Here is a 12,224-nt window from a genome sequence, read left to right on the forward strand (position 1 = left end):
CTGTGCTGTTCACTGCCGGACGGCCCGCCATGTCAGCGTGAGATAGGGCAGGTCCAGGACTTCCGACGCCATATGCCCCAGGTGTTCATGCAGGTACCAGTCGAGGTTGGCCAGGACCTTTTCCCGGGTGGTCTCCGACGCGGAGAGCCAGTAAGCACGGGTCTTGGCCAGTTCCACCAGATCCGCCGGGGTCATCGGCTGGGTCCAGGCGCTGGTGTGGGAAGCCTCCAGCTGGAAGGGGGGCCCGAGCTCCGGCCGGAAACCCGGCCGCAGGACATCACCGGCATGGATGATGCGGGCGAACCGGTGCACCCACGGAACGCTCACGTCCAGCTGGTTCCAGATCAGGCCGGCCATGCCGCCCGGTTTGAGGATGCGGTCGAACTCGAACGCGGAGGCCACCGGGTCGCACCAGTGCCAGGCCTGGGCGACGGTCACGGCGTCGCAGGACTCCGCTTCCAGCCCTGTCTGCTCAGCGGTTCCAACTGTGGCCGGTACCGCCGGCAGAGCGCGGGTCAGCTGGTCCAGCATGTCCTGGGAGGGGTCCACCGCGTGGACAGTGAAGCCGGCGGAGACCAGGGTGCGGGTGTACTTCCCCGTGCCCGCACCAATATCCGCCACGGTCACCGATGCCGGAGCACGTGCAGCGAGTCCGGGTGTATCAAAAAGCCAGCGGACGGCATCGTCCGGGTAGCCCGGACGGACCCGGTCATAGTGTTCTCCGCCGCTGCGGTAAGTCTGGGCAAGCTGTTGCCGCCGCAGCCCGGGGAGCCGGGGCCCGCTGAACGCCACTGTTTCTGCCTTGGGCCTAGAAGAGGTCGTCGAGGCCGGGGTTCAGCCGCTGCAGTACTTCGTTGTGCAGCACGCCGTTCGTGGCGAGCGCGTTGCCGCCGAACGGGCCGTCTTCGCCGTCGAGGGAGCTGAAGCGTCCACCGGCTTCGGTGATGATGGGGACCAGGGCCGCCATGTCGTAGAGGTTCAGCTCGGGTTCGCAGGCAATGTCCACGGCGCCCTCTGCCACCATGCAGTAGGACCAGAAATCACCGTAGGCACGGGTGCGCCAGACTGATTCGGTAAGGCCAAGGAATCCGTCGAGGTTTCCACGCTGCTTCCAGCCGGTCAGGCTCGAGTAGGAAAGTGAGGCATCCTCCAGGCGGGAGACATCCGAGACCCGCAGCCGCGTGGCGGCAGCCAGGGAGCGGCCCATATAGGCCCCGGTTCCGGTGGCAGCCCACCAGCGCTTGCCCAGCGCGGGTGCGCTGACGACGCCGACCACGGGAACGCCGTCGTCAACCAGTGCGATCAGGGTCGCCCAGACCGGGACGCCGCGGACAAAGTTCTTGGTGCCGTCGATCGGATCGATGATCCAGCGCCGCGGCCCGGACCCGGTGGACCCGAATTCCTCACCAAGCACGGCGTCGCGCGGACGGGCGCGGGAAAGCTGTCCGCGGATGGCTTCCTCTGCGGCTTTGTCCGCGTCGGTGACCGGTGTCAGGTCCGGTTTGGTCTCGACCCGGAGGTCCTGGGCCTTGAACCTGGACATGGTCTGGTCGTCCACGGAGTCGGCCATAACATGGGCGAGACGCAGATCATCGTTGTAGTTCTGAGCGAACGGCATACCTCAACTTATCGCTATTACGCATCCAGTGCCCACGTTTACGCAGGTGCGCCGCGTGCAGCAGCAGGATCCGCCGGTCCGCCACCTGGCCTACTGGCTGCCAAGCTCCTTGGCGTGGGCGCGGTTCTCCGTGCGCATGCCGGAGCCGAGGAGCCGGCGCAGGGATGCCAGGCGGGCGGGCCCGGCGGTGCCGGCCTGACCCGACTCCACCCAGGCATCGAGTCCGCAGTTAACCGCCTCGGCGTCATGGCGGCACCCGCGTTCGCAGGCCTCGGTGCCGGGCTCCAGATCGGGGAAGGCGCTGAGGATCCGGTCAGGGTCAACATGGGCAAGCCCGAAGGAGCGGATGCCGGGAGTGTCGATGATCCAGCTGCCGGCCGGGGCATCGTTCACCTTCAGCGCCAGCGCCGAGGAGGAAGTGTGCCGGCCGCGTCCGGTGACTGCGTTGACGCCTCCGGTGGCGCGGCGGGAACCGGTCAGCGCGTTCACCAGGGTGGACTTGCCCACGCCCGAGTGGCCGACCAGGACGCTGACCCGGCCCAGGAGATGCTCATGGAGCGCGGAGACGGCGTTGCCGGCCAGCCGGGCGGACAATCCGTCATCGGATTCCGAGTCGATGCCGGAGTCCTCTTCCTGCGCCGTGCGGCTGATGATGACTTCCAGGTCAAGATGCTCGTAGTTGGCGAGCAGCTCCGCGGGATCCTTGAGGTCCGCCTTGGTGACGCAGAGCAGCGGGGAGATCCCGGCGTCGTACGCCGCCACCAGCGCCCGGTCGATGAAGCCGGTGCGCGGCTCCGGGTTGGCGGCCGCCACAACGATCACCAGCTGGTCTGCGTTTGCCACCACCACCCGCTCCACCGGATCAGTGTCATCTGCGGACCGGCGGAGGAGGGTGGCGCGCTCATTCACCCGGACCAGGCGGGCCAGGGTGTCCGGGGCGCCGCTGACATCGCCGACAAGTCCCACCAGGTCGCCGGCGACAACCGGGGTACGGCGCAGCTCGCGGGCCCGGGCGGCGGTGACGATGCGCTCGCTGGGGGTGTCTTCGTCCACGATTGCGGTGTACCTGCCCCGGTCCACGGTGATGATCCGGCCGGTGACGGCATCCTCATGCGCGGGCCGGTCCTTGGTCCGGGGACGCGATCCCTTTTTATTGGGGCGGACCCGTACATCGGATTCGTCCCAGCCTCCGGTGCCTCGTCCCACGGTCAGCCTTCCTGCGCTGCGCCGGCGGACTGTCCGGTGGAGGTGGCCAGGTCCGTCCACATTTGGGCGAAGTCCGGCATGGTTTTGGAGGTGGCGCCAATGTCCTCCACAACGACGCCGGGTACAGCCAGTCCGATGATCGCTCCGGCCGTCGCCATGCGGTGGTCGGCATAGGTTCCGAAAACCCCGCCGTGCAGCGGAGCCGGTTCGATCCGCAGGCCGTCCTCCGTTTCGGTGACGGAACCGCCCAGCCGGTTGATTTCGGTCCTGAGCGCGGCCAGCCGGTCCGTCTCGTGTCCGCGCAGATGGGCGATGCCGGTAAGGACCGACGGCGAATCCGCCAGGGCGCAGAGGGCCGCGACCGTGGGCGCCAGCTCACTGGTGTCAGCGAAGACTCCGCCGCGGATCCGTCCCCGGCCGGTAATGGTCAGGACTCCGTCCGCCAGTTCCGCATCGGCGCCCATCTGCGGGAGGATTTCCCGCCACTTGTCGCCCACCTGGGTGGTTGCTGCCGGCCAGCCCGGAATCCGCACTGTCCCGCCGGTGGCCAGTGCCGCCGCCAGGAACGGACCCGCGTTGGAAAGATCGGGTTCGATCGCAGTGTCGAAGGCGCGGATGGTGCCGGGGGAGACCTTCCACTCGTTCGGGACGGAATCGTCCACCTCAACACCGGTTTCCCGAAGGACCTGGACGGTCATGGCAATGTGATCCAGGCTCGGCACGGACTCGCCCCGGTGCACCAGGTGCAGGCCGTTTCCGAACCGGGCGCCGGTGAGCAGCAGCGCAGAGACAAACTGGCTGGATGCGCCCGCGTCAATCTCGAGGCGGCCCCCCGGGACCTCCCCGGTCCCGGTGACCCGGAACGGGAGCGAGCCGCTGCCGCCGTCGTCGACAGTGACGCCCAGCCCGCGCAGGGCCTCAATGGTCGGACCCATGGGCCGCTGCCGGGCGTGGGGATCGCCGTCGAAGGAAACGCTGCCTTCCCGCAGGGCTGCGAGCGGCGGGACAAAGCGCATGACCGTTCCGGCCAGGCCACAGTCGACGTCTGCTTCTCCGGATGCACCGGCCTCGATTGGTTCCACCAGCAGGTCCGGACCGAAAGGCCCGGACCCCGGTACCTCGGTGATCCGCGCGCCGAGGGAGCGCAGCGCTGCGATCATCAGTGCGGAGTCACGCGAATGCAGCGGTGCCCGGAGCCGGGAAGGCCCGTCTGCCAGCGCTGCAAGGACCAGGTACCTGTTGGTCAGTGATTTGGAGCCGGGAACCTGGACTGCCGCGTTCACCGGCTGGTCCGGTGTTGGAGCGGGCCAGCCCGCGGTGATGGGCTGGAGTGCAGAGGAAGAAGTCATGGTGCCTAGGAACCCACAATGTCTGTCGCTGCGCTGCGGACGGCGCGGTCCGCATTGGCCAGCTGCTTTTTGGTCAGCTTGGTGACCTTCCGGGACCGGCGGCCGGCGTCCTTGCCCATGGCGCGCACATTCCGTCCGGTGTCGGAGACGAAGTGCTCGGCGCGCCAGGCGAGTCCGGGACGCCCGTTGGTGTCCACCGCTGCCAGCAGGACCCCGCCGATCAGGGAGAGGTTCTTCAGCAGCTGGGTGCGCCGGTCCTTCCGCCCTTCCTTCGTGGCCGCGTCAGCGTTGCGGTATTCCACGAAGGTGTTCACGCCTGCCGTGGCAGCCAGGACCAGGCCGGCGAGCCGGGAAAACTTGCCGAGTCCGAGCATGGCGGCGGCGCCAAGCTGGGTTGCGCCCAGGACACGGGCGACAGCGACAGGATTGTCCGCGAGTCCGGCTGCCGACGGAACCGCTGAGCCGAGGCGCCCGAGTGTGGGGGACAGCTGCTCAGCGGTCTGCTCCGCGTTCCGGAGCCTCTCCACTCCGGCCGCGACAAAGCCAGCGGCAAGGAGCGGGCGGGCTAGGGTTCGGACAATCGTCATGCGTTCCTCCTGGAGTACGCCGGAATCCGGCGTGAAGTACTGGGATGATACGGCGGCGCCAGGCGTGCCGTAAGCAAACGGATATCCCCTAGTCTGGCACCTTTGGCACCCTTATACACTGTCCACCGCCGCGGGGGGAGGAATAACCGCACGGCGGCAGTGGTTATGGTTTGCACCGGCGGCGTCAACCTGTGCCGCCCGGGACACCACCAGGGAAGGGGCGGAAGCAAGGAATGGCGAATATGCTGCTGGACCCCGGGGCGCAGGCCCCCACGGACCAGCCCCGCTTGCTGCTACGCACGCGGCCCTTAGACTTGAACTTGATGAGAACTGATGTGCCGGAAGGCAGCCCACAGGTGGAAGATCCGGGCCTGGACGTCACGGCAGAGTCCGAGCAGGCCCGCAAGCTGAGGTTCGAGCGGGACGCAATGCAGTACGTGGACCAGCTCTACTCGGCTGCCATGCGCATGGCCAGGAACCCGGCTGACGCGGAGGACCTGGTCCAGGAGGCCTACACGAAGGCCTTCTCGGCGTTCCACCAGTACAAGCCCGGGACCAACCTCAAGGCCTGGCTCTACCGCATCCTGACCAACACGTACATCAACCTGTACCGGAAGCGGCAGCGGGAACCGCTGCAGTCCAATTCCGAAGGCGTCGAGGACTGGCAGCTGGCGCGTGCGGCGGAACACAGCTCCTCCGGCCTGCGTTCGGCAGAGGCCGAAGCGCTGGATCACCTGCCCGATTCCGACGTCAAGAGTGCGCTCCAGGCCATTCCGGAGGAGTTCCGCCTGGCGGTGTACTTCTCCGACGTCGAAGGTTTCGCTTACAAGGAAATCTCGGAAATCATGAACACGCCCATCGGCACGGTGATGTCGAGGCTGCACCGCGGACGCAAGATGCTCCGCGAGCTGCTGGCCGAATACGCCCATGAGCGGGGCATCAAAGCGAAGGTACGGCCGGCAGCAGCTGGTGCCGGTGACAAGAAGAATCAGGGGAACACACTATGAGCGATTGCCAGAGCCTGGGCGATTGCGAGGACGCACGCATCGAGAGGTTGTACGAATACCTCGACGGCGCGCTCTCCCATGACGATCTGGTCGAGATTCAGGACCACCTGCGGGGCTGTCCCGAGTGCGCGGAGGAACACGACCTGGAGTGCGTCATCCGCTCAGTGGTCAAGCGGTCCTGCACGGAGGCTGCTCCGGCGACGCTGAAAGCCAGCATCCTGGCGAGGATCAGCCAGATCCAGGCCGTGGACCACTAAACCGGTTACCAAGCTGAGTACACAGAAACCCCCGCCGCCGTGAGGCTGCGGGGGTTTCTGTTTGGTGCGGCCTGACCGCACAAGTGTCCTGACTTAGGTGTTGGGACGCTTGCCGTGGTTTGCGCCACCGCGCTTGCGGTCCTTGCGCTTGCGTGCTCGCTTGCTCATGGCTGCCTCCTTCTATTTGACAACAAGTTTTGCCCTTCAGTCTCCCACAGACTGCACCATTGGCGTAAATGGGGCGGCCTGCACCGCAGGTGGAGGGCAGGCCGGATCCGGCGGTCTTCCGGGGCTGTCCCCTAAGATGGTCCAACAAGCGACCAAAGGAGTTCCGCATGCGAGCGGTGTACGCACAGTCCCAGTCCCAGGAGGATCCGCTCAGCGGCCTGGTGGTCGGTGAACTCGACCGCCCGGAAGCTGTCCCGGGGTTCCGCCGGGTCCGGGTCCGTGCATCAGCGCTGAACCGGCACGACCTGTGGTCCCTGCAGGGTGTTGGGCTCCCTGCCGGCAGTCTCCCCATGGTGCTGGGCTGCGACGCAGCAGGCGTTGACGACGACGGCAACGCCGTCATTGTCCATTCCGTCATTTCCAGCCCGGGCTGGGAAGGGGACGAGACACTGGATCCGCGCCGTACCCTGCTGTCCGAACGCTACCCGGGGACGATGGCGGACGAGGTGTGGGTGCCGGCGCGCAACCTGGTGCCCAAGCCTGCCCAGCTGAGCTTCGAGGAAGCCGCCTGCCTTCCCACCGCCTGGCTCACGGCGTACCGGATGATCTTCACGGTTTCGCCGGCGGCTCCGGGATCGACCGTCCTGGTCCAGGGCGCAGGGGGAGGGGTTGCCACTGCCTTGGTGTCCCTGGCCTCGGCTGCCGGATTCCGCGTCTGGGTCACCGGCCGCAGCCAGGAGAAACTTGAGCAGGCCCGCCGGTTGGGCGCGGACGAGGTGTTCGAGGCCGGTGCGCGGCTGCCTGAGCGTGTGGACACGGTCTTTGACTCAGTGGGGGAAGCGACGTGGGCGCATTCCCTGAAGGCGTTGAAGCCCGGCGGAGCCCTGGTGACCTGCGGTGCCACCAGCGGGCCGAATCCTCCCGCGGACCTGAACCGTGTCTTCTTCCTGCAGCTCAAGGTGCTGGGTTCCACCATGGGAACGAAGCCGGAGCTGCAGCGGCTGGTTCAGTTCCTGCTGGCCACAGGGGTACGGCCCGAAATCGACTCGGTCCTGCCCCTGGAGGACGCTGCCAAGGGCTTCCGCCGGATGCACGACGGCGCGGCAGCAGGCAAAATCGTCTTCCGGCACTGAGATTCGGCCCGCACCGGCTCCGTGGAGACGCGAAAGGCGCCCGCAGTGTGCGGGCGCCTTTTCAAGCGGGTGAAATGCTGTCCACCGGTCAGTTCATATCCGGCAGGTCCAGCCAGCGGAACCAGCCGCGGTGCAGGACCAGCCAGGCAATCAGCCCATAGCCGGCCTGGCCGGGGGCCCCGCCGTTGGAAGCCAGGTCCGTGCGCCACTGCTCGTGGTTAAGGAGCGGAGTCAGCGTGTCCACGTAGACATGCTTGCGCCGGGTTGTGACATCCCCGAAAGCGGCTGACAGGTCGGCCAGTTTCCGGTTGCGTTCCTGGTCCAGGCCAGGGGGAGGTCCCACCACAAGGACCTTGATGCTCATCTGCGCCGCGCCGTCCAAAATGTTCGCCAGGTTCAGCCGGCTGCGCGCAGTGGAAAGTTCCAGGTCAAGGTCCCGGTCGGAAAGTCCAATGACCAGACGGTTCTCACAGGTTTCGTCGAACCTGCGGCCGGCTTCCATCAGCCAGCGGTTGGCAAGTGCTTCAGTGCCTTCGCCCGGGGCAGCGAGGCTGTACGCCTCGAGTTTCGCGTGTTCCGGCGTCGTTCGTGCCAGCACGCGTCCCAGCCAGCCCAAAGCGCGGGGATCGCCGTGGCCGGCGAGCAGTTCGTCACCGACCGCAGCAAGCCTGATTCTGCGTTGTTCCACGAGTTCCCTTTTCCAATAGCCGAAAAGTCCAGATGAAGGGTGCGTTAAAAGCCGGGTGGGGCACCAACGGTGCCCCACCCAAACCTAGCCTACTATCGGCGCTCGAAAGCCTTCTTGACCAGGATGTCCTGCTCAACGGCGTGGCGCTTGGCCGAACCGGTAGCGGTCGAGGCCGAGGCCGGCCGCGAGACCAGCTTGAGCGGGCGGTCCAGCTCCGGCGGCAGGTTCAGTCCGATAAACGGCCAAGGACCCTGGTTTGCCGGTTCGTCCTGTGCCCACACCAGCTCGGCGTTCGGGTACTTGGCAACCGCTTCGTTGATCTCCCTGGAGGGCAGCGGGTAAAGCTGCTCCACCCGGATGATCGCCGTCTTCTCGTCACCGGTTTTCTGGCGGTTGGCCAGCAGATCGTAGTAGAGGCGGCCGGAAACCAGCAGCACCTTCTCGACCGCGTTGGCATCGAGTTCCGCATGCTCGCCGATGACGGGCTGGAACGAACCCTGGGTGAATTCCTCCACCCCGGTGGCAGCTGCCTTCAGGCGCAGCAGCTGCTTGGGTGTGAAGATCACCAGAGGCTTCCGCGGCCGGCTGTAGGCCTGACGGCGCAGCAGGTGGAAGTGGGAGGCACCCGTGGTCGGGTTCGCCACGATCATGTTGTCCTCGGCGCAGAGCTGCAGGAAACGCTCGATGCGCGCCGACGAGTGGTCCGGACCCTGTCCCTCGTAGCCGTGCGGCAGCATCATGACCAGCGAGGAACGCTGGCCCCACTTCTGCTCGGCCGAGGAAATGAATTCATCGATGATCGTCTGCGCGCCGTTGACGAAGTCGCCGAACTGGGCTTCCCAGAGCACGAGTGCGTCCGGGCGTTCCACGGAGTAGCCGTATTCGAAGCCGAGGGCCGCGAATTCAGAGAGCAGGGAATCGTAGATCCACAGCTTGGCCTGGTTCGGGTCCAGATCGCCAAGCGGCATCCACTCGGCGCCGGTGGCGCGGTCATGGAAGACGGCGTGCCGCTGGGTGAACGTGCCGCGCCGGGAGTCCTGGCCTGCCAGGCGGACCGGGACACCTTCCATCAACAGGGAGCCGAAGGCCGCGATCTCCGCGAAGCCCCAGTCGATGTTGCCCTCGCGGGACATCTGCTCACGCTTTTCGAGCAGCGACTTGAGCTTCGGGTGCACGGTGAAGCCTTCCGGCACAGCCACGTGGGCCTTGCCGATGCGGGCCAGCGTGTCCGGGGAGATGGCAGTGCTGGCGGGCGCGACGACGGTCGAGCCCTCCTGCTGCGCGACCGGACGCTCCAGGTCGGAGACAGCTTCCGAGTCCTTGGTAATGACCGGGATCGGTGAGGTCTGTGCGGCATGGGTCTCGGCGAAGACCCGCTCCAGCCGGCTCTGGTAATCGCGCAGCGCCTGCTCAGCCTCTTCCTGGCTGATGTCACCGCGTCCGATCAGGGACTCGGTGTAAAGCTTGCGCACGGAGCGCTTGGCCTCGATCAGCGAGTACATCATCGGCTGCGTCATCGAGGGATCGTCACCCTCGTTGTGCCCGCGGCGGCGGTAGCAGACCATGTCGATGACGACGTCCTTGTTGAACCGCTGGCGGTAGTCGAACGCCAGCTGGGCAATCCGGACAACCTGCTCCGGATCGTCGCCGTTCACATGGAAGATCGGAGCCTGGACCATCTTGGCGACGTCGGTGGCGTACACCGAGGAGCGCGAGGAGGACGGCGCCGTGGTGAAACCAACCTGGTTGTTCACGATCACGTGGATGGTGCCGCCGGTGCGGTAGCCGCGCAGCTGGGAGAGGTTGAGCGTTTCCGCCACCACGCCCTGACCGGCGAAGGCTGCGTCGCCGTGAATCAGGATCGGCAGGACAGGGAACTCATCGCCCCGGTCCAGGCGGTCCTGCTTGGCGCGGACAATGCCCTCAAGGACCGAATCCCCGGCTTCGAGGTGGGAGGGGTTGGCAGCCAGGTAGACCTTCGTCTGGTTGCCGTTATCCGACGTGAAGGTTCCCTCGGTGCCGAGGTGGTACTTCACGTCGCCTGAACCCTGCACGGAGCGCGGATCCTGCGTGCCTTCAAATTCGCGGAAGACCTGGGCGTAGGTCTTGCCGGCGATGTTGGTCAGCACGTTCAGGCGGCCGCGGTGGGCCATGCCGATTCCGACTTCTTCCATGCCGTCATCCGCGGCACCGGAAATGATGGTGTCCAGCAGCGGAATCAGGGATTCGCCGCCTTCAAGGGAGAACCGCTTCTGGCCAACGAACTTGGTCTGCAGGAACGTTTCAAACGCTTCGGCCGCATTGAGCTTGCCCAGGATGCGCAGCTGCTCCTCGCGGGAGGGCTTGCTGTACGGTGCCTCGAGGCGGTCCTGGAACCAGGTGCGCTCTTCCGGATCCTGGATGTGCATGTATTCGATGCCGGCCGTGCGGCAGTAGGCATCACGCAGCACGCCGAGGATCTTGCGCAGCTTCAGCATCGGCTTGCCGCCGAAACCGCCGGTGGGCCATTCGCGGTCCAGGTCCCAGAGGGTCAGGCCGTGGGTGAGTACGTCAAGGTCGGCGTGGCGGCGCTGGACGTATTCCAGCGGGTTGGTGTCCGCCATCAGGTGTCCGCGGACCCGGTAAGCGTGGATCAGCTGCTGGATGCGGGCAACCTTGTTGATCTGCTCATCCGGGTTGACCTGGATGTCGGGGCTCCAGCGCACGGGCTCGTAGGGGATGCGCAGCGACTCGAAGACGTCGTCGTAGAAGTTCTGCTCACCCAGCAGCAGCTGGTGGATGATGCGCAGGAACTCGCCGCTGCCGGCGCCCTGGATGACCCGGTGGTCATAGGTGGAGGTCAGGGTGATGACCTTGGAGATGGCATTGCGCGCCAGGATTTTCTCATTGGATCCCTGGAACTCGGCCGGGTATTCAAGGGCGCCGGCGCCGATGATGCAGGCCTGGCCCTTGGACAGGCGGGGAACCGAATGGACCGTGCCGATGCCGCCGGGGTTGGTCAGCGAGATGGTGGTGCCCTTGTAGTCGTCCGCGGTCAGCTTGCCGTTGCGGGCGCGCTTGACGAGGTCTTCATAGGCGTGCCAGAACTCCGAGAAGTTCAGCGTTTCGGCCTTCTTGATGTTCGGAACCACCAGCAGGCGCGTGCCGTCGGGCTTCGGCATGTCGATGGCAAGGCCGAAGTTCACGTGGGCAGGCTGGACGGCAACGGGCTTGCCATCCACCTCGTCGTAGTAGACGTTCTGCGACGGGAACTGGGCCGCGGCGCGGATGATGGCGTAGCCGAGCAGGTGGGTAAAGGAAATCTTGCCGCCGCGTGCACGCTCGAGGTGGCTGTTAATAACGATGCGGTTGTCGATCAGCAGCTTTGCCGGGACCGCGCGGACGGTGGTGGCCGTCGGGACGCTCAGGCTGAGGTCCATGTTCGTGGCGATGGCCTTTGCCGGGCCGCGCAGCACGGTGACCGTGTCGTCTTCGGTGTCGGCACTGGGCTTGGTCTTGGGCAGCTGAGCCGGAATGGGCGCGGACTTGGTCTCCGGCTTGGTGTCGGCAGCGGGCTGCTTGGCAGCGGCGGCAGCGGACTTTGGCTCGTCCTTGGCTGAGGCTGCTTCCTTGGCTACGGGCGGCTTTCCGGACTCCTGCGACGCTGCAGGGGACTCGCCGGAGGCCTTGGGAGCCGGGGTCTCCGCGTTCACGACCGGCAGCTGCCGGGTTGCGGGATTGGCGCCGAGCTCACTCGGGGGAGTGGAGCCGTTGCCCGAAACGGGGCTTCCGGAAGCGTGCTTGGCGTCCTCGGCCTTGAAAGACTCGAAAATGCTCCACCACTTCTTGTCGACAGAATCCTTGTCCTTGAGGAACTGCTCGTACAATTCGTCGACAAGCCATTCGTTGCCGCCGAATTCCTCCGGCAGGCGGTGGTTGGGTTGGTCTGGCACTAGTTATACGCCTCTTCCATGAATTGCCGTTTGCCCTGATGGCACCATGATCTGGGCGCTTCCGCCTCAAGACTGGCTGGTGCGGCCCGGTGCGCAGTGACCGAGACTTGGTTGCAAGTCTAGTTACAGATGGACGGAAGTGGCCAATCTCGGCGCCGTGTGGTTGTGGGATGCGACACATATTGGGCGCTGCGGGCATCCCCCCAGGGTGGACCCCCCCCCGGGAGACGCGGTTCCACTTCAGGGTGCCGGATGTTCCTCTGGTGCAGTGAAGCGAAA

Annotated in this window: 11 protein-coding genes; 3 read left to right on the top strand and 8 right to left on the bottom strand. The window is 66.1% G+C overall.

Features of this window, described 5'->3' with window-relative positions; translation table 11 throughout:
- Window positions 1-9 precede the first annotated feature (9 nt).
- The 5 genes from H9638_RS10540 to H9638_RS10560 all read right to left on the bottom strand — a co-directional run bounded on the left by H9638_RS10540 (window position 10) and on the right by H9638_RS10560 (window position 4,760).
- Window positions 10-792, bottom strand: a complete 783-nt coding sequence (locus H9638_RS10540; RefSeq protein WP_191747126.1) for a class I SAM-dependent methyltransferase — start codon at window positions 790-792, stop codon at window positions 10-12.
- A gap of 16 nt (window positions 793-808) precedes the next feature.
- Window positions 809-1,618: a histidinol-phosphatase gene (gene hisN, locus H9638_RS10545; RefSeq protein WP_191747127.1), complete on the bottom strand. Its 810-nt coding sequence runs from the start codon at window positions 1,616-1,618 to the stop codon at window positions 809-811.
- Between the two features lie 90 nt (window positions 1,619-1,708).
- Entirely contained in the window at window positions 1,709-2,824 is a 1,116-nt protein-coding gene (gene rsgA / locus H9638_RS10550; RefSeq protein WP_191747128.1) for a ribosome small subunit-dependent GTPase A, read from the bottom strand.
- A 2-nt stretch (window positions 2,825-2,826) separates the two neighbouring features.
- On the bottom strand, window positions 2,827-4,173 hold the full coding sequence (aroA, locus tag H9638_RS10555; protein WP_191747129.1) for a 3-phosphoshikimate 1-carboxyvinyltransferase: 1,347 nt from the start codon (window positions 4,171-4,173) through the stop codon (window positions 2,827-2,829).
- A 5-nt stretch (window positions 4,174-4,178) separates the two neighbouring features.
- Window positions 4,179-4,760: a DoxX family membrane protein gene (locus tag H9638_RS10560; protein ID WP_191747130.1), complete on the bottom strand. Its 582-nt coding sequence runs from the start codon at window positions 4,758-4,760 to the stop codon at window positions 4,179-4,181.
- A 323-nt stretch (window positions 4,761-5,083) separates the two neighbouring features.
- Between H9638_RS10560 and H9638_RS10565 the strand changes: the two genes are divergently transcribed.
- The gene (locus H9638_RS10565; RefSeq protein WP_191747131.1) at window positions 5,084-5,767 is read left to right on the top strand and encodes a sigma-70 family RNA polymerase sigma factor; all 684 of its coding nucleotides are present in this window, start codon (window positions 5,084-5,086) and stop codon (window positions 5,765-5,767) included.
- On the top strand, window positions 5,764-6,024 hold the full coding sequence (gene rsrA, locus H9638_RS10570; RefSeq protein ID WP_191747132.1) for a mycothiol system anti-sigma-R factor: 261 nt from the start codon (window positions 5,764-5,766) through the stop codon (window positions 6,022-6,024). The genes H9638_RS10565 and rsrA overlap by 4 nt, the downstream gene beginning before the upstream one ends.
- Window positions 6,025-6,117: 93 nt before the next feature.
- On the opposite strand, the gene H9638_RS17170 is transcribed toward rsrA, so the two are convergent.
- Window positions 6,118-6,192, bottom strand: coding sequence for a 50S ribosomal protein bL37 (locus tag H9638_RS17170; protein WP_370664980.1), 75 nt, complete (start codon window positions 6,190-6,192; stop codon window positions 6,118-6,120).
- A gap of 167 nt (window positions 6,193-6,359) precedes the next feature.
- On the opposite strand from H9638_RS17170, the gene H9638_RS10575 reads away from it, so the two are divergent.
- Entirely contained in the window at window positions 6,360-7,325 is a 966-nt protein-coding gene (locus H9638_RS10575; protein ID WP_191747133.1) for a zinc-binding dehydrogenase, read from the top strand.
- Between the two features lie 88 nt (window positions 7,326-7,413).
- Here H9638_RS10575 and H9638_RS10580 read toward each other — a convergent pair whose 3' ends face one another.
- Window positions 7,414-8,013 carry a GDSL-type esterase/lipase family protein gene (locus H9638_RS10580; protein WP_066295522.1) on the bottom strand — a complete coding sequence of 200 codons (600 nt, stop codon included), beginning with the start codon at window positions 8,011-8,013 and terminating at the stop codon, window positions 7,414-7,416.
- A gap of 92 nt (window positions 8,014-8,105) precedes the next feature.
- Window positions 8,106-11,945, bottom strand: a complete 3,840-nt coding sequence (locus tag H9638_RS10585) for a multifunctional oxoglutarate decarboxylase/oxoglutarate dehydrogenase thiamine pyrophosphate-binding subunit/dihydrolipoyllysine-residue succinyltransferase subunit (protein ID WP_191747134.1) — start codon at window positions 11,943-11,945, stop codon at window positions 8,106-8,108.
- Window positions 11,946-12,224 lie beyond the last annotated feature (279 nt).

Origin of the sequence: Arthrobacter pullicola, assembly GCF_014836875.1 — a bacterium.
Lineage (GTDB): Bacteria > Actinomycetota > Actinomycetes > Actinomycetales > Micrococcaceae > Arthrobacter_B > Arthrobacter_B pullicola.

Excerpts from the sequence above, each read along its gene's own strand:
- hisN (WP_191747127.1), bottom strand. The coding sequence starts at position 1,618 with ATGCCGTTCGCTCAGAACTACAACGATGATCTGCGTCTCGCCCATGTT.
- aroA (WP_191747129.1), bottom strand. The coding sequence starts at position 4,173 with ATGACTTCTTCCTCTGCACTCCAGCCCATCACCGCGGGCTGGCCCGCT.
- H9638_RS10560 (WP_191747130.1), bottom strand. The coding sequence starts at position 4,760 with ATGACGATTGTCCGAACCCTAGCCCGCCCGCTCCTTGCCGCTGGCTTT.
- H9638_RS10565 (WP_191747131.1), top strand. The coding sequence starts at position 5,084 with ATGAGAACTGATGTGCCGGAAGGCAGCCCACAGGTGGAAGATCCGGGC.
- rsrA (WP_191747132.1), top strand. The coding sequence starts at position 5,764 with ATGAGCGATTGCCAGAGCCTGGGCGATTGCGAGGACGCACGCATCGAG.
- H9638_RS10575 (WP_191747133.1), top strand. The coding sequence starts at position 6,360 with ATGCGAGCGGTGTACGCACAGTCCCAGTCCCAGGAGGATCCGCTCAGC.